The following is a 23,345-nucleotide window of genomic DNA, read 5'->3' as shown; positions in this document are numbered from 1 at the left end:
GAAAATCCGCTTTCAATCGCAGGGCGTCAGACGCCAGTGGTGAAGGATTGCCCCGTCGGGCAGCGCCGGCTGGTGAACCACCCGGCGCAGTCCGGCATGGGCGTGAATCCAGCCGCCATCGGACGCGGCAATCGCCAGATGCAGCTGGGCCGCGCCGAGCCGCACCAGCACCGCGTCTCCGGGTTCAACCGGCCGCTCAGCGCACGTGAACCCCAGTGTCCGGGGCGGCGGGAGCCAACCGGCCAGATCGCGCATCCGCAGTGCATAGCCCGAAGGCAGCACGGCCGGGCGGCCGATGGCAGCAAGCGCTGCGGCCAGCAGGCCGATACAGTCCAGCCCGGTGGCCGGATCGCGCCCGTGCAACAGGAACCGCACACCGATCAGCCCGCTGGCCGCCCGCGCCAGGTCCGCGCCAGTTACTGCCCCGGTCATTGCTGGGCTGAGGGATAGCGGGCGACCAGATCATTGCCCGGCAGAAATGGTTCACCCTGAAAGTTGATCGCGTTGGCAAAACGCCCCGCGCACGTTGCCAGCGTCCGATCGCATCCTTCCTGCACAATCGCGGGGGTGCCGGGGGGCGGAACCAGATCGAGCGGCTGATCCAGCACGATTGCGCCGTCCACCGACCCGGTCACCCCCATGGCAATCCCGGCCAGCGGACCATCCAGCCAGCGCAACTGCCCGCCGACCAGATCGGCTGCACTGACCGGGCCGGTGAAGGTCAGGGCATTCGTGGCCGGATCGACCGCCTGCACCGCGATGTCATGGAGAAACCGCGCCGCCGACAGCGTGCAGCCGGGTCCGCAGAACGCCGCCCGGCAACCGGGACTGGTCCGCGGAACAGGATCGCGGTGCAGTTCGACCTTGCGCGATTGCAGCGCGGCGGTGAACGTCCCGGCCTGTTCCGCGACCGCGCCGATGCTGCCGCGATACAGGATGTGCCGCTCCCGCGTTTGCCAGTCGGCCAACCCGATCAGCACCCGCGCCCCATCGAACCGCCCGGTTGCCAGATCGGTGGCCGCGATCGAATCATGGCTCAGCGCGCCCTGCACTTCGGCGCTGTCCGGTTCGAAATCAGCCGAGCGGCGAATGGCCGAGGGAACCATGCCCGGCGTTGCCCGGTGGCAGATCCCGTCAAACCACAGGTCGCGATCATGCGTGGTGAACCCCAGCGTCACCCCATCGCGCCGCAAGACCCGCCAGAACGTGGCGACGGTTTCCAGCGGCTGGCTGAACCAGACCCGGCTCACGCCGGTTCCTCGCGGATTTCGATGATCGGCACACTGGGCGCTTCGCCAGCGGCAAAGGCCGCACCAGAGATTTCCAGCCGGTCTTCGGCAAACCGCACCGGCACGTCGAACAGGAACCCGGCGCGCACCGCCTGGCCCGGCGCGGGCGGTGCGGTGAGCGTGATCACGCCGCCCGCATCCAGCGCCCAGCCGGCTGCCACCACGCCAGCGACGCTGACCTGCACGCTGTCCGCGCGGGGGCGGGTGATCCGTCGCAGCTGCTCCGCCTCCCCTTCGCCATAGCGCTTCAGCAGCGGAAAACTGGCGGTCACGCCGTCACCAGTGCCCAGCAACTGATCGAGCAGGGTCGGCGCGCCGGTCATCCCGTTGGAGCTGAAATCCGATGGATCGCGCAGCCGGAACCCCCGCGCCGCGCCGCGCCGTGCCCGGAAAAAGGCAATCAGCGTGCCCAGCTCCGCTTCGGAGCGGATGCCGGGGCCAACATCGAACCGCAGCCGCGCGTTCGACCACAGGCTGTTGCGCCGCTCAAACCCCGATGCGGTCACGGCCACGCTGGTCGAAAATTCCGGCGTGATCGTCGCGTCGCGGCCGAGCGCAAGCGGATAGGGGACGTCATCGAAAGGCAGCATATCGTCCTCGTTCTGAGAGAGGGGCAGGCGGACGTATCCATCGCGGCAGACCTGGGGCAACGCCCAGACGAAGCGCTCGTGCGCGCCGCGCGTGGCGGCCTCATCCAGCCCGGCGTCGATCCGCCGCCACTGGTCCGCATCCGCCGGGTCCAGCACGAACCCGGCGAGGTAATCCTGCGCCGCCGGGGGATAGCCCAGCCGCTGGTTGACCAGCGCATAGCCGCCGCGCCGGAACGCATCGGCCCCGGCGGTCAGCCAGTCGTAATCTTCCACCTGCAACCGGTCGAACGCGGGCGCGGCCCAGCCGACCGGCAGGTTTGCGCGGATCAGATCGGGCATGGCGGGGTCGAGCACGGTGGGTGTGAACACCAGCAGCAGCACTTCGGCGCTGGCGGGCGCAGCCGCCGCCCGCACGGCGGAAGTCAGCGCGGCGGTTGAACTGGCGAGCAGCGCCCCGGCGGCATCGAGCAAGGTCTGCTGCGCCGCGTTCAGCGGCTGGCGCAGGTCCGCAATCACCGCCGGATTGCCGCCCAGCGCGGCGCGGGCGGCATCGTCGTAGATGCACGGGCGGCCATCGGCCATGATCCACCACCACGGCTCGCCAATCTGGAACCGCACCGGCGCGCCCGCTTGCTGCATCAGGTCCGCAAAGGCCGCGCCAGCCGCTTGCAGCCAGACCATCGCGGAGCTGCTGGCGGGGGAAAGCAGCGCCGAAGGCGGGCTCCATCCGGTCCGCGCCGGGTCGCCGTTCGCCGCGCGCTGCTGCCACGCATCCGGGCAATGCTGCGCCAGCAATTCATAGGACAGCGAGGCAATCGGTGAAAACCCCGCCGCCAACGCCTCGGTAAAGAACGCCCGGTGCCAGGCCCGCGCCGGACCGCACAGCGGATCGCCGCCGGTCTGCGCCAGGAACCCTTCACCCGCCGCGCCCAGCCGCATGAAATGGCTCATCCCGACATAGTGGAGCAAGCTGCCGCGATAGCCCAGCTGGCGGGCATTCCGGATCAGCCGCGCGGGCGTCTGGTTGGTGGCGTCGTCATAGGCGCTGGCCATGGCGAGGCCGTGCGGCGGGACGATCACATCGCCCAGTTCGAGCATCGCCCGCGCGCCCTCACAGCGGATGGCGGAGAGTTCCGCCCACCCTTCCGCCGGGGCGGCGAGCGGCACTGTGCTGCCCGCGACATACCCCGGCGCAACCAGCGAAATGAACATCCGGTCGATCGCGGACGCATGGACCGGATCGGCCTCCCCCGGCAGCAGAAATCCGCCGCTGAGCGCCGAAAACGGCAGTTCGATCTGGGCATCGGTCGGCGTGCCAGTGGCATAGTTCCACAGCCGCACATACCAGCTGCGGATCGCTCCAGCAGCATCGCGCCCCTCGATCGTCAGGGTCGGGCCGCTCACCGCATCGAGCGGCAGGACGCCGTCCGAGCGCCAGCGGAGCCGCAACGTGGTGCGGGCATAATCCCGGTCGGTCGCATAGCCGAGCAGCGGGTGATCGAGCGTATCGGCGCTGTCCCAGATCAGTCCGGCCAGATCGCCTTCACGCAGGAACACCGCATCCACCCGCAGCGCATCGGGCGCGGTGGTGATGACCGAGGCCATCATCGGGCGCGGGAAATTGACGGTCCAGAAGCGCGGATCGAAGCGCTGGATCCAGTCGCCGTCCTGCCCTTCGCGGCGGGCGGCAAGCCAGTAAGCCATCGTGGAATCCCCTGATCAAAGTTCGCTGAGCGCCCGGCGCACCGCGCTGGCGACCTGGCGGCTGGAACGTTGCAGCGCCTGCGGGGCGCTGCCCCCGGCGGGCTGGGCGATGGTGATCGACACGCGCACATCGCGCGGCGCGGCGCTGCCGGAATTGGCTTCCACCCGCCCCGCGCTGGTCGGCACGAACAGTTCCGGCCCGCGTTCCCCCACCAGATAGCCGCGCCCCGGCGAGACTGGCCCGCCCGTGGCGCGCCCCGGCAGGCCCAGCACCGCGCCGAACAGACTGCCAAGGTTGAGCAGACCGCCCACCCCGCCGCCGCCGCCGGTTCCGGCGAACAAGCCCGAAACGGCCTGCGCAGCGATCTGGTCGATCACGTTGAAGGCCATCCGCTTCAGGTCATCGAAGCCCAGGCTGCCCTTGCGGATCGCGGTCAGCAGTCCGCGTTCCAGCACGGTGCCCGCGCGTTCGAAGCCATCGACCAGCGTGCCGTCAAAGGTGCTGCGCATCGCAGCGATATCCTGCGCAAACCCTTGCGTATTGGCGCGCACATCGATCAGCAGGCTATCTACCGGGTCGGTCATTGTCGCGCTCCATCAGTCGGTTGAGGTCGCGGCGAGACAGCGGCTCGCCGGGGGCATCGGGGGGCAGCAGGATCGCGGCGAGTTCCGCCGGGGTCGCCTGCCAGAATTCGTCCGGTCGCCAGCCCAGCGCCCGCGCCGCCAGCCCCGCCAGCCGCAGCGCGCCGGGGCCGAACGCGCGGGTCATGCGGCAGGTTGGCCCGCATCGCCCTGCAGGATCTGTCCCAGCACAACGCGCAAGGGCGCGCTGGCGGCGGCCAGACCCATCGCCAGCACCGCCTCGCCCACAGCCTCGCGGGTCAGGCCACCCTGCGGCGAGAGGCAGTGCCAGAACAGCGCCGCCAGTTCGGCCAGCCGCAGCTGCCCTGCCCCGGCGCGTTCGACCAGCGCGAACAGCGGGCCAAGCTCTTCCTCCGCCGCAACCAGCGCGGCAAAGCTGGGGCGCAGCACGCGCGCACTGCCCGCGATTGTCAGGCTGGCTTCGCCGCGCCAGGAATTGGCCGCGCTCACGCCGGGACCACCGCGCCGGAACTTTCAAGGCTGAGCGTGTAATTGCGCTCGCCGTTGAAATCCCCGGCATAGTCCAGCTTCTGGACGAGGAACCGCCCGCGCAGCTTTTCGCCGTCCTCGAAGCTCAATTCATAATCGTCGAGCGTTCCGGCCATCGCGTTGCTGCGCAGCTGCGCTTCGGCGGCGCTGCCCAGGAAAATCCCGGCGGCACTGACCGACACCTGCCGCACCCCCGCGCCCGACAGCAACTCGCGCCAGCCGCCGCTTTCCTTGGAGGTGATCACCACCGTATCCCCGGTGATCGACAGCTGCGTGGTGCGCAGTCCGGCGACGGTGTTGTAAACCGGCGGGGTCGCGCCGTTCGAAATCTTGAGCAGGAAGGCGCTGCCTTTCTGGGCGGTCATGATGGTTCTCCTTGAAACAGGGGATTAAGGGGCGGCCTGGTCAGCCAGCACGCGGAAGCGGTATTCGAGCAGGATGGCGCGGGTGTTCGCCGCGCGCTGTTCGGCGCGGGCGCGCAGGAACGTGGCGGTCACCACGCGAAAGCCCGTCTGCGCCGCCGGAAACGCGGCCACGCACGCCTCGATCGCGGCCACTAGCGCGGCGGCGGCATCGGGCCGGTCGCCCCGGCAGTGCAGTTCCAGCGCGGCGCGCACTTCGCGGCCTGCCCGGTCCTTGCAGCTCCAGTCGGCGCTGGCGCTGGCAGCCAGCGCCAGCCACGGCAGTGCGGTGCGGCTGGGGGCTTCCTCAACAATGGCGTTGAGTTGGCCGGACAGCGCCGGATCGGCGGCCAGCCAGGCGATCAGGCTGGCGCGCAGGGGGATTTCCATCGCGCTTATCCTTTCGTGAAGCGGGGCCAGAGCAGCCCCGGTTTGCGCCAGCGCACCGCCGGATCGGACTGCGCCAGACGGCGGGTTTCAGCCCGGGCCAGCGCGATCCGGGCGGCGTGCTGGGTCAGGCGGGCGGCAAGATCGGCAAAGCCGGTCATGCCAGCCGCAACCTGCGCCACGGCCGCCACAGCGCGGCGACAGCGGCGGGCGGCATTGCGCCATCCTCCGCACCCTCGCGCTGGCGATACTGGTGCGCGGCCAGCCGCACCGCGCCGTGGCGCAGGGCTTCGGGCAGGGCGCTCCAGTCGGCGGCAAGGCCAGCGCTGAAGCGCACCGCGATGCGCCCTGCCGCGCCGGGGTTCAGCACCCGCACCCGGCCCCCGCCATCGGCGGTCAGGTCCAGCGCATAGTCAGCGGTCGGCACGGCAAAGCGCGCGCCTTCGGCCGGGATGCCCTCCACCAGCGTGATCGCCTGAACCGGGCGGGCGGGCAGATCCTGCCAGCCGGCGGAGACCGGCAGTACCGCCTCGCACACCTGTTGCAGCGGCATGCTGCCGGTGAAGCCTTCGCACAGGTCAAGGGCGGCGCGCAGCAGGCTGGTCAGCTGCGCATCGTCGGTGCTGGTAGTGATGCCCAGCCAGTCCTTCAGTTCGGTGAGCGCCGCCGGGGGAAGCACGGCCGGCGTGATGATTGCCCGCTGCATGGCGGTCTCCGTGGTTGAGGATCAGAAAAAGGGTGCGCCCGCGCCGCAAGGGAGGAACGGCGCGGGCGCGTTGTCTGCGCCTGACGGCGCAGGCGGCACCGGCCCGGTGCCGCAAGGCAAAGCCTTACGCCTCGATGCGCAGCAGCTTGATCGCGTCGCTGTCCAGCACCTGGCCGCCGACGCGCTTGGTGGCGTAGAAGTTCACGAACGGCTTGTTGGTGAACGGATCGCGCAGGATCGTGGTGACCTTGCGCTCGGCAATCAGATAGCCGTTGCGGAAGTTGCCGAACGCGATGGGATAGGCGTTCGCGGCGACATCCGGCATGTCCTCGGCCTCGATCACCGGATAGCCCAGCAGGCGCGCGGGCTGGCCTTCCAGCAGGCCCGGCTGCCACAGGAACGCACCGTCGGCGGTCTTGAACTTGCGCACGGCGGCCAGCGTCTTCGAATTCATCACGAACGTCGCGCCCTGACGGTGACCGGACTTCAGCGCATGGACCAGATCGATCAGCTTCAGTTCGGGCGCGGTATCGAACCCGCTGGCATGGCCGCTGCCCAGGAACTGGAGCGTGCCGAACGCGCGGCTGGCATCGCCGGTGGTCGCGGTCGGGGCGGACAGGAAACCGAGCGGCTGGTTGGTGCCGCTGCCGGTGATGAACGCCGCACCCTCTGCGCGGGCGAATTCGGTCGCGATTTCACTCGCCAGCCAGGCTTCCAGATCGAAATCGACGTCGTCCAGCATCGCCTGCGTGGCCGAAGGGTTGGCATAGAGTTCACCCATCGGCGGGGCGATTTCGCTGAACTTGGCGGTGTTCGTTTCGGGCCGCGCGGCCACTTCGCTGACCCAGCCCGATGCGGTGCCGCCGGTGCTGACCAGCTTGCGATAGCCCGCCGTGCCGGTCTGCACGATCTGGGCGATGGCGCGGATCGGGCTGATCGCCTTCAGCTGGGCGGCGATCATCGCGTCGATTTCACGCGGGACGGCAAAGCCGCCATCGGCCAGCACTGCGCCCGACACCGACTTCAGCTCCGCCTCGCGCCCGAACCGCAGATAGCCATCGACGAAGCCCTTCAGTTCCGGGCTGGGCTGGGCAGCGCCCGACAGCGCCGGGCGGGCTGCGGCGCGGCTGACGCGTTCGAGCCGCGACTTCACTTCTTCCACGTCCGAACGCAGCGCACCCAGCGCGGCGTCGGCGGCGTCCTGACGCGCGACCAGATCGAACGAAGCGTCGAGCGCCTCGGCAGGCAGGGTATTTTCCATGGGGTAGCCTTTCTTGTGAATCGTTCCGCCGAAGGCCGGAACACCGGGATTTCCCCTCCCGCCTGCGGGAGGGGTCAGGGGGAGGGCCTGCTGGGTGCGGGGCAGCGCCCCGGCGTCAGGCAATCAGATGAACCCGCGCGCCGTGCTGCATCGGGTGGGTAACCAGGCTGACTTCGAACAGGTCGATGTCCTGCAGATCACGTCCCGCCGCGCTGCGCGTGAAGGCGCGGGCGCGGTAGCCGAACGACAGGCCGGTGACCGCGCCGCGCTTCAGCGCCGCCGCCGCGCCGCCAGCCGGGTTGTCGATGGTGGCGATCACGCGCAGCCCGCGCGCATCCTCCATCACCTGCTCGATCCAGCCGATCCGCTGGTCCGGGCGGTGCTGCCAGAACAGCGGCAGCGGTTCGGCGCGCGCCTTCAGCGTGCGGGCAAAGGCGCCGTGCAAGATGGTGTCGCGTCCGGCATCGCGCTGATCGAACAAGGCCGCGTAGCCTGCAAACCGCAGGGTTGTTGCAGGGGGCGTCACTTCAGCAGCTCCACCACGCCCAGCCGCCAGGCGATGCTCATCAGCAGCAGCGCCAGCACGCCCCGCACCGCCCAGCCGATCGCCGCCTGCCACGCGCTGGCCTTCGCATCGCGCCACGCCTGAAGCAGTTCGCGCAGTTCCGACAGATCGGTATGCGCGGCGGGATCATCCAGCCCCATGCGGGCCAGCACGCGGTTCGCGCCCAGTTCGCTGGCTTCTTCCACCACGGCGCGCAAGGTGACCAGGTCAGCGCCTTCGTCCGCCGCCTGCGCAAGCAGGCGGGCAAGCATGTCTTCACGGTTCATCCGGGGTTACTCCGCAGGGGGAAGGCCAAGCAGCGCGCGCTTTTCCGCGTCGCTGAGGAAATCGGCCGCGCTGACTTGCGCCCAGAGCCGCTCGCGGTCCTCGGCCAGCGCGGGCACCTGATCGAGGTCGATCGCCAGCGCGGCATCGGGAAACCAGACCTGCAACCCTTCGGCCAGCGCGCCGAGCAGCTTGCCCGCCAGCGGCAGCAGCGTCAGCCGCCACAGTGCGCGGTTCGCCTCGCGGTAGTTGGCGTAGGTGGCATCGCCCGGCAGGCCCAGCAGCATCGGCGGCACCCCGAACGCCAGCGCGATATCGCGCGCGGCAGCGCTTTTCAGGGCGGCAAAGTCCATGTCGGCGGGCGACAGGCTGAGCGACTGCCATTTCAGCCCGCCTTCCAGCAGCATCGGCCGCCCGGCATTGGTCAGGCCCGAATAGGCTCGCGCCAGTTCCGCCTTCAACCGGTCGAACTGGTCGGCGGTCAGCCCCGCCCCGTCGCCCGGATCATAGACCAGCGCGCCCGACGGCCGCGCCGCGTTTTCCAGCAGGGTGCGGTTCCATTCCGCCGCGGCGTTGTGGGTCGCCACCGCCTGATCCGCCGCCGAGAGGCAGCCCGCGCCGTAATGATCGTCCGCCGGGTTAAAGTGCCGCACGTGGATCAGGTTGGGCGAGGCGTCCTCGTCCAGCACCGGGATCGTCAGCGACCGGTCGCCGACCTTGTAGCCATAGGCCATGGGCCAACCATCCGCCCCGGCGATCACGCTGATCCGTTCGGGCCGCAGCGCGAACAGCTCGACCGGACGTCCGGCGGCATCCTTGACCACCTGGACATAGGCATTGCCGTGCAGCAGCAACTGGCTGGCCAGCGTTTCGAGCAGCGATTGCCCGGCACTGGTCGCGCGGACCAGCCCGGCCAGCGCCGGATCGGTAGGCGTCAGCGGCGCGCCGCCGATCCCCTCGGCCACCAGTCGCACCGCGCGCTGCGCCACCGGATTGTCGAGATAGGCCCGGCGCACCGCTCCGGTGTATTCGAACGGTCCCCGCGCCGAACCTTCGGCAAAGAACCACGGCGAGGAAAAGTTGCGCGCCAAAGGCACACGGCTCTGCGCCCCGCCCTTGAAGGCAGCGGCAAGGCTTTGGAAGAACGACATGAGAGGCCTTTCGACAACACCCCGACCGCGTGTGGCGGGGGTTTGGTGGATGGCGTATTCGGTGACTTCAGCCGAGCCACACGCGCGGCTGGCCGCGTTTGCCCAGCAGCAGTTCGGTCATGGCCCAGACCAGCGCGTCGGCGCGGTCGGGGGAGCGGCCGGGGCCTTCGTAGCGGCCGCCCGCGATCAGCCCGCACAGCTCGTCTTCCAGCTGCGGGAACTGGCCGACGTGGCGGACCCGCCCCGCTTCATAAAGCGCGGCGACCGGTTCGGCGCGGGCGGCCTTGCCGGTGCTGGCGTGGACCAGCCGCAGCGGCAGGGCGATGTCGGCGGCGCGCAGCACGCTTTCCACCATCGCCCCGCCCTGATTGGCTTCGGCGACCACGCGGTCGGCCTGCCAGGCATGGGCTGCCTGTGCGACCGCCCGCGCCCAGCGTTCCGGGCTGGCTTTCGCCACGGTGGCATCGGCCAGCACGCGCCCCACGCCATCTTCGCCCAGCGCGCAGACCACGATCCCGCAGGCGTCGCCCGCCGCCGAAGCGGGCGGGTCCACCCCGATCACGATCCGTACCGGCGGCGCTGACGGCGCAGCCTCGCGGGCGGCTTCCAGTCCGGCGCGGGTCCACAGTGCGCCGGGCAGGTCGAGGATCAGTTTGCCGTCCAGTTCCTGCCGCCCCAACCGCGACTTGCCGTATTCCCGGCGCACCGCGCGGATGAAGCGGGTCGGCAGGTTGGACTGGTTGTCGAACGTGGAGCCGCGCGTCACCACGACATCCGGATGCTTCAGCAGGCGCTGCAGCAGCGGCACCGCGCGCGGGGTGGTCGTGGCTGCGACTTGCGGGCGCGATCCCAGCCGCAGGCCGAGCAGCAGGTTATCCCACGCCATCTCGGCCTGCCCCGCCGGGCCGCCCCACTTGGCGATTTCATCGCACCAGGCGTGGCTGTGCTGGGGGCCGCGCAAGCTTTCCGGCTCCCCGGCGGAATAGAGCGTCGCCTGCGCCCCGTTCGACCAGGTCAGCAGGCGCTTCGACGGTTCGAACCGGGGGCGATCGCCCCGCGGCGCGATCGCCAGCAGCCCGCTTTCGCCTTCGACCATCACGCTGCGGGCCTCGACCAGCGAAGCGCCGACCAGCGCGATCCGCGCCTCCGGATCGTCGCGCGCCACCAAGCGAACCCATTCGGCCCCGGCGCGGGTCTTGCCGAACCCGCGTCCGGCCATGATCAGCCAGCCCAGCCAGTCCCCCGGCGGGGCAATCTGGCCATCGTGCGCCCACAAATGCCAATGCGTGCGCAGCGCCTGGCGCTCACGGTCGGGCAGGCGGACAAGTGCGGCGCGGCGTTCGGGCGGATCGAGACCGGCGAGATAGGCCCCGCGGTCAATCCGCGCCAAGTTCGCCCTCCCCGCCGTGGTCACCGTCCGGTTCGGCCAGCAAGGCCGCGTTGGCGGCGGCGCGTTCGCGCATCTGGTCGATCATGGCGTCGATCGAATCGAGCACTTCCTGTTCGCTGCGGTCATCCGTCGGCGCGCGCTGTTCGGCCTTCGCGGTGCGGTGGTGGGCGAGCAGCCGCAGCGCATTGGCAACGTCCAGCTTCCGCGCCGGATCGGGATTGCGCAGATAGGCGAGCAGTTCCAGCTCCAGGTTCTCATACCCTTCCGCCAGCACGGTGCGCCACTGTGCGGCAAAGGCCGGATCCTCGCGCCGGGCGCGATAGGCCCGAGTCGGGGATATTCCGGCAACCGCCGCCGACGCCTTGACGCACGACGTTTCGACCAGCGCGGCCAGGAAATAGGTCCGCCAGTGCTTGTTCAGCGACGTTTCGCCTGCGGCGGCGCGCAAGGCGGGGGCCAGCTTGATCCGCCGCCCACGCGAACGCGGGGTCCGGACCGGCACGGGGACGCCGGGCGGAGAAATCGCCTTGGTCATGCTGAGGGTTCCTGCTGGCTGGAAGCGGATGGAGCGATGCGGCCTGCCCGGCCGAATCGGTCTGTCGCGATGTTCCTGATATGTACCGAAATAGCGTGACGATGTCAAGCGTATTTAACCCATTTGGTTATTCCGCAAGTGCGCTTGTCGCCGTGCGGCACGCTCTATAAGCAAGCGCCACTATCGCTACGCTCAAGGGAGCATTCATGCTGCGCAGCCTTTACGATTGGACCATGGCCAAGGCCGCCCACCGCCACGCCGAACGCTGGCTGGCGTTCTTCTGCTTCATCGAAGCGTTCTTTTTTCCGATCCCGCCGCACCCGCTGCTCGGCCTGATGTGTCTGGCCGAACCGAAAAAGGCCGTGCGCTTTGGCCTGATTGCCACGGCTGCTTCGGTGATCGGCGGGTTGTTCGGCTATGCGCTGGGCTATTTCCTCTATGAAGCGGTTGGCGCGGTGATCCTGTCCGGCCTGGGTCTGGCCGAGGCTTTCCCCAAGGCGGCGTGCTACTTGCGCGAATATGACGTCGAGGTGATCATCATCGCCGGGACCACCCCGATCCCGTTCAAGCTGCTGACGATCACCGCCGGGTTCATCGAAATGGCGCTGGTGCCGTTCATCCTGGCGAGCATTGCCGGGCGCGCCACGATCTTCCTGGGCGTAGGCATCCTGTTCCGGCTGTTCGGTACGCCGATCAAGGCGTTCATCGACAAGTACCTGGGCCTGCTGACCGCGCTGTTCGGCGTGCTGATCGTTGCCGGGTTCATCGCGCTGGCGCTTGTCGGCGGCGATGCCAAGCAGAGCAACGAGAAGTGCGAGCTGGCCACCATGGCGGACATCGGCAAGTGACGGGGCAAATCCAGCTCTATCACTGCCGCGATGCCCGCTCGTTCCGGGCCTTGTGGGCGCTGGAAGAGCTGGAATTGCCCTATGCCCTCGAACTGATGCGCTTTCCCCCGCGCGTGTTCGTCGAGGGCTACCGCGATGTGAACCCGCTGGGCACGGTCCCGGCGCTGATCGTCGATGGCCAGCTGATGACCGAAAGCGCGGCGATCCCGCATTTCCTGGCCACCCGGTTCGGGCCGAGCGATCTGGCGGTCGCCCCGGATGAGTCAGGCTATGCCGCTTACCTCAACTTCCTGCACATGGGCGAGGCGACGCTGACGTTCCCGCAGACGATCCACTTGCGCTATACCCAGCTGGAGCCGCCGGAGCGGCGCGTGGCGCAGGCGGCAGAGGATTACGCCCAGTGGTTCGGATCGCGGCTGCGCAATGCCGAAACGATGCTGGACGGGGATTACGCCGCTGCCGGGCGGTTCACGATGGCGGACATCTCGGTCGGCTATGCAGTGATGCTGGCGCAATCGATCGGACTGGAAGCGCAGGTCACTCCCGGCATGGCCGCCTATCTTGACCGGCTGAGCCAGCGCCCCGCGTTCCAGCGCGCCAAGGCCGCGCAAGGATCGCAGCCGGGTGAAACCAACCCGCTGGGTTAAGGGTAAGCTGCTTCGGCTTCGGCCAGAGCGCGTTCGGCAATCGGGCGCATCAGGGCATAGCCGGGCGCTCCGGGATGAACCCCGTCCTTGCCAAGATCGGGCCGCAAAGCGCCGTCAGGCGTCGCCAGCGCGCTATGGTAATCGGCATAGACCAGTCCCTGCGCGTCCGCGAACTCACGCAGCCAGCGGTTGAGCTGCGCAATCCGCGGCGCCGGCTCAAGGCCGGGGCGCCAGTCCATCCGCCGGGCCGGGGGAATGCTGCCCAGCACCACCCGCACCCCGTTGACGCGGGCGAGATCCACCATCGCGCGGATATTGGCCTGATAGGCGGCGACCGAGGTCGGCCCGGTATTGCCGGCAATATCGTTGGTGCCGATCATGATGTGCACCACGCGCGGGTGCAGCGCGATCACGTCCTGCCAGAACCGCAGCAGGATCTGCGGACTGGTCTGCCCGCTCAGCCCGCGCCCGACCACGCCGCCGGTGAACAGCGCCGGATCGGTCCGCGCCCAGCCTTCGGTGATCGAATCGCCGATGAACACCGCGCGGGCCGGATTCGCCGCGCTGTAGGCTGCGTTTTCCGCGCGGTAGCGGCACAGCCACGGCCAGTCATGCTTCAGCACATAATCGGACAGCGCCCACAGCCCGTCCCGGTTCGCAGGGCACGGATCGTCCACCATCGCCAGTTCCGGCTGCGGCTGCGGCGGCGGTGTCTGCTGGGCCAGAGCCGGGACGGCGACCAGCGCGAAAGCCAGTGCAGCGAAGGGGGTGATGCGGTTCATGTCCGCAGCCTTGCTCCCGCCGCAGGCAGAACGTCAACTACCGGCGGGCGCGAAAGAACGCGCGCAGCAGGTCCGCCGAAACCGATTCGCCGATTCCGGTGTAGACGTCCGGCCGGTGCAGGCACTGGTCATGTTCGAACACCCGCGCGCCGTGTTCCACCGCGCCGCCCTTGGGATCGGCGGCAGCATAGTAGAGCCGCCCGATTCGCGCATGGGCAATCGCCCCGGCGCACATCGGGCACGGCTCCAGCGTGACCCACAGCTCGCACCCGTCCAGCCGCTCATTCCCCAGGCGCTGTGCTGCCGCGCGAATCGCCAGGATTTCCGCGTGTGCAGTGGGGTCCGTCAGGGCGCGCGGGGCGTTGTGCGCGGCGGCAATGATCACGCCGTCCTTGACGATCACGGCGCCAATCGGCACTTCGCCCGCAGCAGCCCCGGCACGGGCCTGTTCCAGCGCATGGGCCATCGGTTCCGGAAGGGGCCAGGTGTTCATGCCGCCGCGCTACCGTGCTGATCCCGTTCACGCAACTTGACCTTTGCAGGGTGAATCGCTAAGCGCCCGCCTTCACCCGGCAACGGTAACGAAATTCGAAGCGAGTTTAGCCATGTCCCGTATTTGCGAACTGACCGGCAAGGGCCGCCAGGTAGGCCACAACGTCAGCCACGCCAACAACAAGACCAAGCGCGTGTTCCTGCCCAACCTGCAGAACGTCACGCTGATGTCCGAAGCGCTCGATCGCAGCTTCAAGTTCCGCGTATCGACCCACGGGCTGCGCTCGGTTGAGCATGTCGGCGGGCTGGATAACTGGCTGCTCAAGACGGCTGATGACAAGCTGTCGATCACCGCGCTGAAGGTTAAGCGCGAACTGTTCAAGAAGCAGGCTGCCTGATCGCTGCGGCGCAGCTGCGGCTGCGCCCGGTGCCAGACAGGATGCAACAGGCGTGCGGCGATGCTGCGCGCCTTTTGCTGTGACCGGCGCCATGATCCCGGATTGACGGCTGAATCAGCGCCGCGCTGGCAGGTCTGCCGGATCAAGCTCAAGCCGCCACAGCAGCGTGCGCTGGGTGACCGCCATGTTGTCATCGGTTATCAACCAGACCTGAACCTTGCCGTCCGCTGCGGGGATGATCGTCAGCCCTTCAAAGTTGTCGACCGGCAAGGGCCGCTTCAGCTGTGTCAGGACAGTCCCGCGCCAGACCTGGCCGGGACGCAGATCGGCGGGATCGGCCAGCACGATGCTGCCCGCAAAGCGCGGCGGAAACGGCCATAGCAGCCTGCGTTGCAGCACCAGCACCCGCCCATCCGGCAATTGCGCCATCTCGGTTGGGCGGTAACCCGAATCGCCGGTAAACGTGAACGCCTGCTCCGCAACCGGCGCACCGCGCGTCGGATCGCCAGCCAGCAGCACCGATGGATGCGAATCGGGCTTGCGCCAGCCCTCGCTCAGCTCGCCCAGCACGATAAAGCGGCCGTCTGTCAGACGCACCATCGCCTCTGGCCCCTGATTGCCGGACCAGCCCTGCATCAGGCGCGGAAACGCCATGTGCCAGTCCTGCATATCCGGCGTCATGCGGGTGATGGCGTTGCGGAACTCCATCGCCAGGAAAATCTCGTCGGCTTGCGGATCATATGTAGCCGCTTCGATGTCGCGCGATGCCTTGAGCGCAGCAGGATCGCCTACGGCCGATCCGATCCGGGGCGGCGGCCCGCCGTCAACGCCGGGGATCGCAAGCTCCAGCGTATGGCCGCGATCGGAAAATGCCAGCAAGCGCCCCGGCCGCACCGACAACAGCGCGGAATAGCCGCCAAACCATTCATGCGCGCTGGTGACCTGCCATACTCCCGTCAGCCGCAGCGGGCCGAGCTGGGCAGCGGCAGGATCAAACGCCACCGCGCGCACGGCGATTCGCTGTTCGTAAATCGGGGTCGGACGCGGCATCTGCCACCACAGACCGGGGGTCAGTCCCACTATCAGCAGGGCAATCATCACGCGGCGCAGCATCGTCTGTGGGTGTGGGGGGCGCCGCCTGGCAAAGCAAGCGCCGCGTGCACATGATTGACGCTGGCGGGTTCGGCGGGCATCGTGGATCGGGCGAACCGCCACCCGGCCACGCATGGAGAGCACCCCTTGAACCGATTGCCCCCGATCCGCCTGTCCATTCTGGGTGCCGCGCTGGCCGTGCTGGCCGCCCCGGCTGCCGCCAAAGACAAGGAACCGCCCAGCACCCCGCCGCCGGTGTTCCAGGCCGTGCTGGACTGCAAGGGCGTGGCCGAGGCAGCCGAACGGCTCGCCTGCTATGATCGCACCGTCGGCGCCATGGCCACCGCGCGTGACACCAAGGATCTGGTGATCGCCGACCGCGCGACCATGCGCGAGGCGCGGCGCGGTCTGTTCGGCCTCTCGCTCCCCACGATCAAGCTGTTCGGCGGCGGCGACAGCGAGGATGTGACCGCGATCGAAAGCACGATCGAAAGCACTTACACCGCCCGTGATGGCCAGTTCATTTTCGTGCTGGCCGATGGCGCGCGCTGGAAACAGATCGCCGGACGCCCCGCCTATGCCAAGCGCGGCGATCCGATTCTGATCGAGACGGCATCACTGGGCAGCTATTTCGCCAAGATCGGCAAGGGCCAGAACGCCCGCGTGATTCGCATCCAGTAACGCAGCGGCGGCGGCTCAGTTGCCGACGTTACCTGCTGTTTCATGCATCAGGCGCACGGTATCGCGCGCGGTGCGGTTACCGGCATAATCGGCGGCGGCCCAGTCGCGGGTGGTGCGGCACACGGTCTTGGCCTTGGCCAGGCTGCCAATTTCGACGTCGCGGCGGCAGCGGATGAACAGCGGGTGGGCGTTACCTACCTTGCCATTGTGCGCACGAATTTCGGCGCGGGTCATCTTGTCGGGCGCGGGTTCGGCCACTGGCACTTCGGCGGCGGCGGGCGACCCGGCGGTCAGAATGATGGCGAGCAACAAGGACATCGCGGGTACGCTCCCGTCATGAAGGAAAGCCGGGATGCTAACCCGCTTGCCGCAATGCAGCAAGCGTTGGCCCGCGCCGTTCGTCGATCAATTCAGCCCAGCGACTGGTCCGTCGCCGCGAAATAGCGGACGATGGCGTCCTGTTCGTGCGGTGTCAGGTGCGGATTCCAGGTGTCGATAATCAGGATATGGCGGCGTTCATCGCTGTGGTTCCACGCTTCGTGGTCGATCGAATCGTCGAACGCAAAGGCCTTGCCCGCCTGCCATTCGCGGGTTTCCCCGCCCACCCGAAACCCGCAATCGGGCGGAATGTCCAGCCCGAGGTGGACGATCGCGCGGGTGTTGGTAACCCCGGTGTGCGGCGGGATCGCACTGCGCGGCTTGAGCATGGAAAAGAACGCATTGGGCGCCTTGCCGGGGATCTGCGCCAGCGGCAGCCGGGCCAGCAGCGCGGCGGTTTTCGGGCAGCGGTCCAGCACCGGCTGGTTGGGCACGCCGTATTCATACAGAAAGCAGGCGCTCCAGTCATAGGAATGGCTGAGGCCGGTCCACTTGTTGTCCGGGGTGCCTTCATCCAGCCGGACATAGGGAATGATCGACGGGTTTCTATCCGCCAGCAGCCCGTGCAGTTCGGTGCGGATGTCATCCGCCGCCGCTTCCAGCTGGGCAAACCACGGGAAGTGCTTCGCGTCGAAATATTCGTCGGCGGGCAGGAACGGGTAATAGACCCCGGCGCATTCGTTGACGAAAATCTGGCGGCGGCCCAGCGCGTGATCGGCAAAGGCGCGAATCCGGCGGCGTTCGGTTTCATCGAGCTGCGGCTCCAGCGGGGCGAGCGCGGCATCGACCCCGACCCCCAGTCGCTGCTGCACGGCGGCCACAAAGCGCCGCCCGGCAGCGAGTTCATCGTCCAGCCCCGGGACCGGGTTGGCGATGCCCCGCGCCAGTTGCAGCGCGCCCGACCATGCCGCCAGCGCGTCGGTCTCGGCCCCGCAGCGTTCCAGGTTCTGGGCCTTGCGCAGCTGCGCGACAAAATCCGTCCGGTCGAGCGACAGCGCATGGTCCAGCGCGTCCCGCTCCGCCGCGTCATCCCCGGCCAGCCGCAGCGCGTGGGCGAGATTGCGCCAGAGCGGCCCGGCCTGCGCATCGGCGGCGAGCGCGCGGCGGAACGCGGCCGCAGCTTCCGGCCCGTTACCGGCGCGCAGCGCGGCCATGCCCAGTGCGTTCTGCTGGCGGGCGAGTTCGAGATGGGCGGGATCGACAGGTGCTTGAGCCATTACAGCGGGATAGGCCCGCACCCAAGCCCCCGCAAGCGGGAGTTGCGGCGCCGCGCTGCGCCCCCTAGGCTTGGCCAATGACCGGACCGCCGCCCTTCGACCTTGCCGATGCCGCATGGCTGGCCCACCGCCATATCGAAGGCGCAGACCGGATCGCGTTTCAGCACGTGGCCCGCGCGGAACACCGCACCGCGCCGTTCCTGACCGACGAATATCTGGGCGCGGACCGCCCGCGCCGCGAACTGGGCGTGGCGGAATGTCTGGGCGAAGTGCCGCCCCGGCCAATGGGCTTTATCTTTCATTCGGCGTTCTGCGGATCGACGCTGCTGCTGTCCGCGCTCGACCGGCCGGGATTGGCCATGGGGCTGAGCGAGCCGGTGCTGCTGAACGATGTGGTCGGCTTTCGGCGGCGCGGCGCACCGCCTGCGGCTGTGGCGCGGCTGGCCGATGCGGCCACCCGGCTGCTCGCCCGCCCGTTCACGCCGGGGGAGCGGGTGATCGTCAAGCCATCGAACATCCTGAACCCGCTGGCCGAACTGCTGCTGGCGCTGCGCAGCGATGCCCCGGCAATCCTGCTTCACGCGCCGCTGGAAACGTTTCTGGTGTCGGTGGTGCGCAAAGGGCTGTGGTGCCGGTTGTGGGTGCGCGAATTGCTGGAAGGGTTCCTGATCGATCAGGTCGTCGATCTGGGGATGACCGCGAACGATTACTTCCGCCAAAGCGACCTGCAAGTCGCCGCGACCGGCTGGCTGGCGCAGCACGCGCTGTTCCACCGGCTGGCGGGCAAGCTGGGACCAGCCCGCGTGCGCACGCTCGATTCCGAAGTGCTGACCGGCGATCCGGCAGCGGTGCTGGCGGCGGCGGCGGCGCATCTGGGGCTGGCGGCCAGCGCGGACGATCTGGCGGCGATGGCGGCTGGCCCCGCCTTTACCCGCCATTCGAAATCCGGCGCGGCGTTCGATACCGTCCAGCGCGCCGCCGAATACGCCGATGCCCGCCGCGCGCATGAGGACGAGATCGGCAAAGTCGTGATCTGGGCGCAGGCCGTGGCCAAAGCCAACGGGTTGCCGCTGGACCTGCCGCTCCCGCTGCTGGGGTAGCGGTAACCCGCCTTCAACCGACTCCGCACAGCACCAGCCTCTAACGTCACCCCAAACAAAAGGGGGCGAGCATTGCTGCCCGCCCCCGATTGGTTTGACTGAAGTCTAGAGACTAGAACTTCAGGCGAGCGCTCACCGCGAAACGGCGACCCAGCGCGTCGTAGGACGACGGGTAGGTGTTACCACCGTTGTACGAGGTCGACCCGACCGAGCCACCAACAACCGGCGGCTTCTTGTCGAACAGGTTGAACACCGACATCGTCAGGTCGAAGTTCTTCGACACTTCAAAGCGGGTCGTCAGGTCGAACCAGCTGTAGGCCTTGATCGTGCGGAAGCGCGGATCGATCATGCAGCCATCGGGGTCGGTACCAGCCGGATCGGTGCAACCACCGGCCACGGCGGCGGCCAGATCTTCAGCGAGCTGCTGATCTTCGAACCGCACCTTGTTGACCCAGCGCCACAGCAGCGAGACGTCAACCGGGCCAAGGCCCAGCGTGGTGCGCTGGCTGAACGAGTACTTCGGCTGGATCGAACCGCAGTTCACCGAGTACTGGTTGATGCACTCGCGATCCAGGGCGGTCGGGGTCGCCTGGAACTTCGAGCTGTGGGTGTAGTTGCCATTGAACATCAGCGACAGGCGCCCTTCCTGGCCGAACACGGTGCCGATGCCGGTCGTGTAGGCAAGGTTCAGGTCAATACCGTCGGTCGCCAGCGTGCCGAGGTTCGACAGTGCGCCGAACAGACCGCCAGTGGTCGCCGGGTCACCGTCGAGGCCGCCGGTGATCGGGTTGCGACGGATAGCGGTACAAGCCGCCGAAGTCGCAGCCGAAGCCGACGGGTTGGTCGGGGTCGAGCCGAAGCAGGCCGCGATCAGGTCAGCCGGGGTCGGCGTGGTGATCGCGTTCTTCACCTTGATGTTGTAGTAATCGATCGAGCCCGACAGACCCGGCAGGAACGCCGGGGTGAAGACCAGACCAGCCGACCAGGTGGTTGCCGTTTCCGGGCCAACTGCCGTGTTACCACCACCGGTGATGTTGGCCTGACCTGCGGTCGGAGCCTGGATCGTGCCGATCACCGCCGCCGGAGCACCCTGCGCAAGGCAGACGGCACGCAGGTTGGCGTTGGTCACCGGAGCCGAACCCTGGCACGGATCGGTGCCGAGGTTGGTCAGGCCCGTCGAAACCGGCGAGAACAGTTCGCCGATGTTCGGGGCGCGGACGGCGCGCTGGTAGTTACCACGGATCTTGAAGTCCGGGGTCGGGGCCCAGGTGCCGGCCACCTTCCAGGTGGTGGTGTCGAAAGTCGGGTTGCCAGCAGCCTGAATCTTGTAGTGCGACTGACGGATCCCGGCTTCAACGGTCAGCTCGTGGATGCCGGGCTTGTCCGAAGCCAGCGGCAGGATGATTTCGCCGAAGCCTTCATAGACTTCGTAGCCACCCTTGATGTCCGGCTGTGCACCGCCAGCGCCGCCGAGTTCACCCGGGGTCTTGGCCAGCACGTCCGACGACTGTTGGGCGCCATAACGACGATATTCGCTACCCAGCGCGAAGTTGATCGCTTCCGCAGCCCACGGCGAGGAAATGCCGGTATCGCCGCTGATGATCGCCTTGACCTGGTCCAGCTTGGTATTTTCCTGAACGGTAGCGTTGTCGCTGATGTAGTCAGCCATGGCCGCCGTAATCGAGCCATCGGGGCCGAAGATGTTCAGCGGGACGCAGCCGTTCGTGTTGGTCAGGCAAGTGTTGGGGTTGGTGGCGAGCAGCGCCTGACGGGCACGCGACAGCAGGACATAGCCCTGAATGGTCTGCAGCTTCTTCGATTCACCATGCGAAGCCGAAACGTCGAACTGGATCGCATCGGTGATGTTGCCCCGCACGCCGGCACGGAAATCAAACACCTGGCTGTTGTAGTTCGAAACGCGCGGACCGACTTCGGTCGTGCGACGACGCAGGCCGAACGTGAAGGCGCGGTAGTTCGGATCGGACGGGCTGGTGGCCAGAGCTGCAGCGGCGCATTCTGCACCGGTCAGGGTCTGGTTGCCGGCAACACCGGTGTTGGTGTCCGCGTTGGCGCAAAGGTAGGTGCGCTGGGCGGCGGTCATGAACGGGTTCGAAACCGGCACGGTCACCGACGAACCGAAGATGCCCGACGGCGCGATGATCGTGTTGACCGTGTTGTTCGAGTACATGCCGCGGGCATAGACTTCGATGTTGTCGGCCACTTCATAGCGGGCCTGACCGTACATGTTGAAGCGCTCGAACGGCACCTGGAACACGTTGTACGGGTTGAAGTTGAAGGCCGAATAGAACGGGCTGATGTCCTGACCGTTGGCAGTGACCTGGCGGCGGGTACGGCCACCACCGATGTCGAGCGCCGAAGGCGAAGCGGTCGACGAACCCTGGCCGGCGACGTAGAATTCGTCATACGATTCGAGCGTCACGGTCGAGAACGGACGGTCACCGCCGAAATAGGCTTCCTTCTGGTTCTGGTAACCCAGCGACAGCACGGCGTTGCCGCGGCCGTCATCGAAGTTGGCGCCCATGGTCAGGTCGGCGCGGAACACGTTGCCGTCACCGCGCTGGGTGATCTGTTCCGAAACGGTGGCTTCCATGCCAGCGAAGTCCTGCTTGGTGATGAAGTTCACCACGCCCGAGATCGCGTCGGCACCGTAGGTCGAGCTTGCACCGCCGGTCAGCACGTCGGTGCGCTGAACGAGAGCGAGCGGAATGTTGTTGAGGTCGACGCGGCCAACAAGGTCAGCCGGGACGATGCGGTTGCCGTCGAGCAGCACGATGTTGCGGTTGGAACCCAGACCACGAAGGTTGACGTAAGACGAACCACCGTTGCCGTTGTTGACCGACGAACCGATGCTGGGCACGGCGCCCGGCAGGGTGCGCAGGACTTCTTCAGCGTTGTTCGACTGGCGCAGTTCCAGTTCCTGGGCGCCGATGGTGGCGACCGGAGCCGAAGCCGACAGGTTGGGGTTGCGGATCAGCGAGCCGGTGACGACGATCGTCTGGTCATTGCTGGCGGCGTCTTCTTCAGCAGCATTCTGCGCGAAGGCGGCGGTCGATGAGAGCAGCGCAACAGCGCCGCCCGCGAGCGCAAGCGACTGAAGATAAGTCGCGCTCGAAAGGAGCGATTTCTTGGTGGTGTTCACAGGTCAGTCCCTCTGTAGATCCCGCTGACAGGTCAGCGCGGATTCCTGATCATCCTTCAGCCAAACAGGGAATTACCCCCGCCACACTGGCAGACAGATGGGCGGGCAATGGCGAACTAAGGGTGTCGGGGCAAAGCATTTTCACGCAACTGCAACATTCGCTTGAATGGCTGTGGCAGTGAAGCCACAGCCAAGTGGTGCTTGCGCAATATTTTTGCGTGCTTTGCAAAAATTGCGCAACTTACATTGGTGCAGGTGGCGCGCTCCGCCTTTCGTCGGCCACCCGCCCCGGCAGCAGGATTTGCATCAGCGTGACGGCATCGGCCCGGTAAACAGCAGCGGATCAAGCCGGGAATCCCGCCACTTGATCGACCAGTGCAGGTGTGGCCCCGTCACCCGCCCGGTGGCGCCGATCCGGCCGATGGTTTGCCCCTGACGGACCGTGTCACCCACCTTCACCGCCAGTTCGGAGCAGTGCAGGAATGCGCTGTTGAGGCCCATCCCGTGGTCGATCATCAACAGCCGCCCTTCCAGCGAAAACGGGCTTTGCGCCGCCAGGATCACCACCCCGTCCGCCGGAGCAACAAACGGCGTGCCGCTGGTGCCGGTCGCGATGTCCAGCCCGGAATGATAGCTGCCGGGGGTGCCGTTGTAGATCCGCTGCGATCCGAACCGCCCTGACAGCCGTCCCTGGACCGGCCAGATGAACCGCTGCCGCCAGCCCTGCGCCGGGTTATCCACGCTGCGCGCCGCCTTGATCTGCGCGAGTTCGCCCGCCCGCCGCGCGGCCCATTCGGCGCTGGGCGCGGTGCCGGGGCGCAAGCCCACGCCAACCCGCTCAATCTGCCAGGCGCGCGGCGCGATAGTCAGCGGCTGGGCCATGGTTCGGCCATCGGCAAACCGCACCGCCAGCTCTGCCCGCCCGGCGGCATCGCGATCGAACGCCAGCAGGAACTGCCCATCCGGCGCAATGGCAACGGGCCGGCCATCAAGGCTGAGCGCCGCAACCCCGCGCGGCGCAGTGCCGCGCGCCCAGCCGCCCTGGGTCAATTCCCCGGTCAGCGCCAGATCAAGCGGCCCGGCCGCATCCACCGCAGTTGCCGCATCGGCCCGCCAGCCTGCCAGCGCGGGCGCAAATCCCGCCGCCAGCGCGGCCAGCATCGCCCCCGCAGCCAG

28 protein-coding genes are annotated in these 23,345 nt (G+C 67.9%); 5 read left to right on the top strand and 23 right to left on the bottom strand.

Annotation, left to right across the window (positions count from 1 at the left end):
• Positions 1-12: 12 nt before the first annotated feature.
• From Q8Q53_RS03955 to Q8Q53_RS03880, 16 genes are all read right to left on the bottom strand, one after another.
• Positions 13-432, bottom strand: a complete 420-nt coding sequence (locus Q8Q53_RS03955) for a hypothetical protein (RefSeq protein ID WP_305700451.1) — start codon at positions 430-432, stop codon at positions 13-15.
• Positions 429-1,250: a DUF2163 domain-containing protein gene (locus tag Q8Q53_RS03950; protein WP_305700450.1), complete on the bottom strand. Its 822-nt coding sequence runs from the start codon at positions 1,248-1,250 to the stop codon at positions 429-431. The genes Q8Q53_RS03955 and Q8Q53_RS03950 overlap by 4 nt, the downstream gene beginning before the upstream one ends.
• Positions 1,247-3,583, bottom strand: coding sequence for a DUF2460 domain-containing protein (locus tag Q8Q53_RS03945; protein ID WP_305700449.1), 2,337 nt, complete (start codon positions 3,581-3,583; stop codon positions 1,247-1,249). The genes Q8Q53_RS03950 and Q8Q53_RS03945 overlap by 4 nt, the downstream gene beginning before the upstream one ends.
• 15 nt (positions 3,584-3,598) lie before the next feature.
• The gene (locus Q8Q53_RS03940) at positions 3,599-4,168 is read right to left on the bottom strand and encodes a tail tape measure protein (protein ID WP_305700448.1); all 570 of its coding nucleotides are present in this window, start codon (positions 4,166-4,168) and stop codon (positions 3,599-3,601) included.
• Positions 4,149-4,352, bottom strand: coding sequence for a phage tail assembly chaperone (locus tag Q8Q53_RS03935; protein WP_305700447.1), 204 nt, complete (start codon positions 4,350-4,352; stop codon positions 4,149-4,151). Before Q8Q53_RS03935 ends, Q8Q53_RS03940 begins: the two co-directional genes overlap by 20 nt.
• Entirely contained in the window at positions 4,349-4,675 is a 327-nt protein-coding gene (locus tag Q8Q53_RS03930; protein ID WP_305700446.1) for a gene transfer agent family protein, read from the bottom strand. The genes Q8Q53_RS03935 and Q8Q53_RS03930 overlap by 4 nt, the downstream gene beginning before the upstream one ends.
• A complete protein-coding gene (locus Q8Q53_RS03925; protein WP_305700445.1) occupies positions 4,672-5,079 on the bottom strand; it encodes a phage major tail protein, TP901-1 family in 408 nt (135 codons plus the stop codon). The genes Q8Q53_RS03930 and Q8Q53_RS03925 overlap by 4 nt, the downstream gene beginning before the upstream one ends.
• A gap of 24 nt (positions 5,080-5,103) precedes the next feature.
• On the bottom strand, positions 5,104-5,505 hold the full coding sequence (locus tag Q8Q53_RS03920; RefSeq protein ID WP_305700444.1) for a DUF3168 domain-containing protein: 402 nt from the start codon (positions 5,503-5,505) through the stop codon (positions 5,104-5,106).
• A 5-nt stretch (positions 5,506-5,510) separates the two neighbouring features.
• Positions 5,511-5,663, bottom strand: coding sequence for a hypothetical protein (locus Q8Q53_RS03915; protein WP_305700443.1), 153 nt, complete (start codon positions 5,661-5,663; stop codon positions 5,511-5,513).
• Positions 5,660-6,208 (bottom strand): phage head-tail connector protein, encoded by a 549-nt coding sequence (locus tag Q8Q53_RS03910; RefSeq protein ID WP_305700442.1) that lies wholly within the window; start codon positions 6,206-6,208, stop codon positions 5,660-5,662. The genes Q8Q53_RS03915 and Q8Q53_RS03910 overlap by 4 nt, the downstream gene beginning before the upstream one ends.
• A gap of 124 nt (positions 6,209-6,332) precedes the next feature.
• Complete coding sequence (locus tag Q8Q53_RS03905) at positions 6,333-7,469, bottom strand: phage major capsid protein (protein WP_305700441.1); 1,137 nt, start codon at positions 7,467-7,469, stop codon at positions 6,333-6,335.
• A gap of 115 nt (positions 7,470-7,584) precedes the next feature.
• Complete coding sequence (locus tag Q8Q53_RS03900; protein WP_305700440.1) at positions 7,585-7,995, bottom strand: HK97 family phage prohead protease; 411 nt, start codon at positions 7,993-7,995, stop codon at positions 7,585-7,587.
• A complete protein-coding gene (locus Q8Q53_RS03895) occupies positions 7,992-8,300 on the bottom strand; it encodes a DUF6127 family protein (RefSeq protein ID WP_305700439.1) in 309 nt (102 codons plus the stop codon). The genes Q8Q53_RS03900 and Q8Q53_RS03895 overlap by 4 nt, the downstream gene beginning before the upstream one ends.
• Positions 8,301-8,306: 6 nt before the next feature.
• Positions 8,307-9,449: a phage portal protein gene (locus tag Q8Q53_RS03890; RefSeq protein WP_305700438.1), complete on the bottom strand. Its 1,143-nt coding sequence runs from the start codon at positions 9,447-9,449 to the stop codon at positions 8,307-8,309.
• A gap of 67 nt (positions 9,450-9,516) precedes the next feature.
• Positions 9,517-10,839: a DNA-packaging protein gene (locus Q8Q53_RS03885; RefSeq protein WP_371136499.1), complete on the bottom strand. Its 1,323-nt coding sequence runs from the start codon at positions 10,837-10,839 to the stop codon at positions 9,517-9,519.
• Positions 10,826-11,374, bottom strand: coding sequence for a hypothetical protein (locus tag Q8Q53_RS03880; protein WP_305700437.1), 549 nt, complete (start codon positions 11,372-11,374; stop codon positions 10,826-10,828). Before Q8Q53_RS03880 ends, Q8Q53_RS03885 begins: the two co-directional genes overlap by 14 nt.
• Positions 11,375-11,580: 206 nt before the next feature.
• Between Q8Q53_RS03880 and Q8Q53_RS03875 the strand changes: the two genes are divergently transcribed.
• Positions 11,581-12,222 carry a YqaA family protein gene (locus Q8Q53_RS03875; protein ID WP_305700436.1) on the top strand — a complete coding sequence of 214 codons (642 nt, stop codon included), beginning with the start codon at positions 11,581-11,583 and terminating at the stop codon, positions 12,220-12,222.
• Positions 12,219-12,869: a glutathione S-transferase family protein gene (locus tag Q8Q53_RS03870; protein WP_305700435.1), complete on the top strand. Its 651-nt coding sequence runs from the start codon at positions 12,219-12,221 to the stop codon at positions 12,867-12,869. Before Q8Q53_RS03875 ends, Q8Q53_RS03870 begins: the two co-directional genes overlap by 4 nt.
• On the opposite strand, the gene Q8Q53_RS03865 is transcribed toward Q8Q53_RS03870, so the two are convergent.
• Together Q8Q53_RS03865 and Q8Q53_RS03860 are read right to left on the bottom strand one after the other, a co-directional pair.
• Entirely contained in the window at positions 12,866-13,651 is a 786-nt protein-coding gene (locus tag Q8Q53_RS03865) for a GDSL-type esterase/lipase family protein (RefSeq protein ID WP_305700434.1), read from the bottom strand. The genes Q8Q53_RS03870 and Q8Q53_RS03865 overlap by 4 nt on opposite strands.
• A gap of 37 nt (positions 13,652-13,688) precedes the next feature.
• The gene (locus tag Q8Q53_RS03860; RefSeq protein WP_305700433.1) at positions 13,689-14,144 is read right to left on the bottom strand and encodes a nucleoside deaminase; all 456 of its coding nucleotides are present in this window, start codon (positions 14,142-14,144) and stop codon (positions 13,689-13,691) included.
• A gap of 112 nt (positions 14,145-14,256) precedes the next feature.
• Here Q8Q53_RS03860 and rpmB point away from each other — a divergent pair, with 112 nt between their 5' ends.
• On the top strand, positions 14,257-14,541 hold the full coding sequence (gene rpmB / locus Q8Q53_RS03855; protein WP_305700432.1) for a 50S ribosomal protein L28: 285 nt from the start codon (positions 14,257-14,259) through the stop codon (positions 14,539-14,541).
• A 114-nt stretch (positions 14,542-14,655) separates the two neighbouring features.
• Here the strand turns inward: rpmB and Q8Q53_RS03850 are convergent, their stop codons facing one another.
• Positions 14,656-15,654: an esterase-like activity of phytase family protein gene (locus tag Q8Q53_RS03850; RefSeq protein ID WP_305700431.1), complete on the bottom strand. Its 999-nt coding sequence runs from the start codon at positions 15,652-15,654 to the stop codon at positions 14,656-14,658.
• A gap of 126 nt (positions 15,655-15,780) precedes the next feature.
• On the opposite strand from Q8Q53_RS03850, the gene Q8Q53_RS03845 reads away from it, so the two are divergent.
• The gene (locus Q8Q53_RS03845; protein ID WP_305700430.1) at positions 15,781-16,314 is read left to right on the top strand and encodes a hypothetical protein; all 534 of its coding nucleotides are present in this window, start codon (positions 15,781-15,783) and stop codon (positions 16,312-16,314) included.
• A gap of 15 nt (positions 16,315-16,329) precedes the next feature.
• Here Q8Q53_RS03845 and Q8Q53_RS03840 read toward each other — a convergent pair whose 3' ends face one another.
• On the bottom strand, positions 16,330-16,632 hold the full coding sequence (locus tag Q8Q53_RS03840) for a hypothetical protein (protein ID WP_305700429.1): 303 nt from the start codon (positions 16,630-16,632) through the stop codon (positions 16,330-16,332).
• 92 nt (positions 16,633-16,724) lie between these two features.
• On the bottom strand, positions 16,725-17,909 hold the full coding sequence (locus Q8Q53_RS03835; RefSeq protein ID WP_305700428.1) for an aspartyl/asparaginyl beta-hydroxylase domain-containing protein: 1,185 nt from the start codon (positions 17,907-17,909) through the stop codon (positions 16,725-16,727).
• A 77-nt stretch (positions 17,910-17,986) separates the two neighbouring features.
• Between Q8Q53_RS03835 and Q8Q53_RS03830 the strand changes: the two genes are divergently transcribed.
• Positions 17,987-19,009, top strand: a complete 1,023-nt coding sequence (locus Q8Q53_RS03830) for a hypothetical protein (protein WP_305700427.1) — start codon at positions 17,987-17,989, stop codon at positions 19,007-19,009.
• Between the two features lie 112 nt (positions 19,010-19,121).
• Here the strand turns inward: Q8Q53_RS03830 and Q8Q53_RS03825 are convergent, their stop codons facing one another.
• Both Q8Q53_RS03825 and Q8Q53_RS03820 read right to left on the bottom strand, forming a co-directional pair.
• Positions 19,122-22,169, bottom strand: a complete 3,048-nt coding sequence (locus Q8Q53_RS03825; RefSeq protein WP_305700426.1) for a TonB-dependent receptor domain-containing protein — start codon at positions 22,167-22,169, stop codon at positions 19,122-19,124.
• A gap of 306 nt (positions 22,170-22,475) precedes the next feature.
• Complete coding sequence (locus tag Q8Q53_RS03820; protein WP_371136514.1) at positions 22,476-23,330, bottom strand: M23 family metallopeptidase; 855 nt, start codon at positions 23,328-23,330, stop codon at positions 22,476-22,478.
• Positions 23,331-23,345: the final 15 nt, after the last annotated feature.

The organism is Novosphingobium sp., assembly GCF_030699305.1.
GTDB lineage: Bacteria > Pseudomonadota > Alphaproteobacteria > Sphingomonadales > Sphingomonadaceae > Novosphingobium.
Note: the sequence above shows the minus strand (reverse complement) of the source record. Positions and strands in the feature narration are given on the sequence as shown.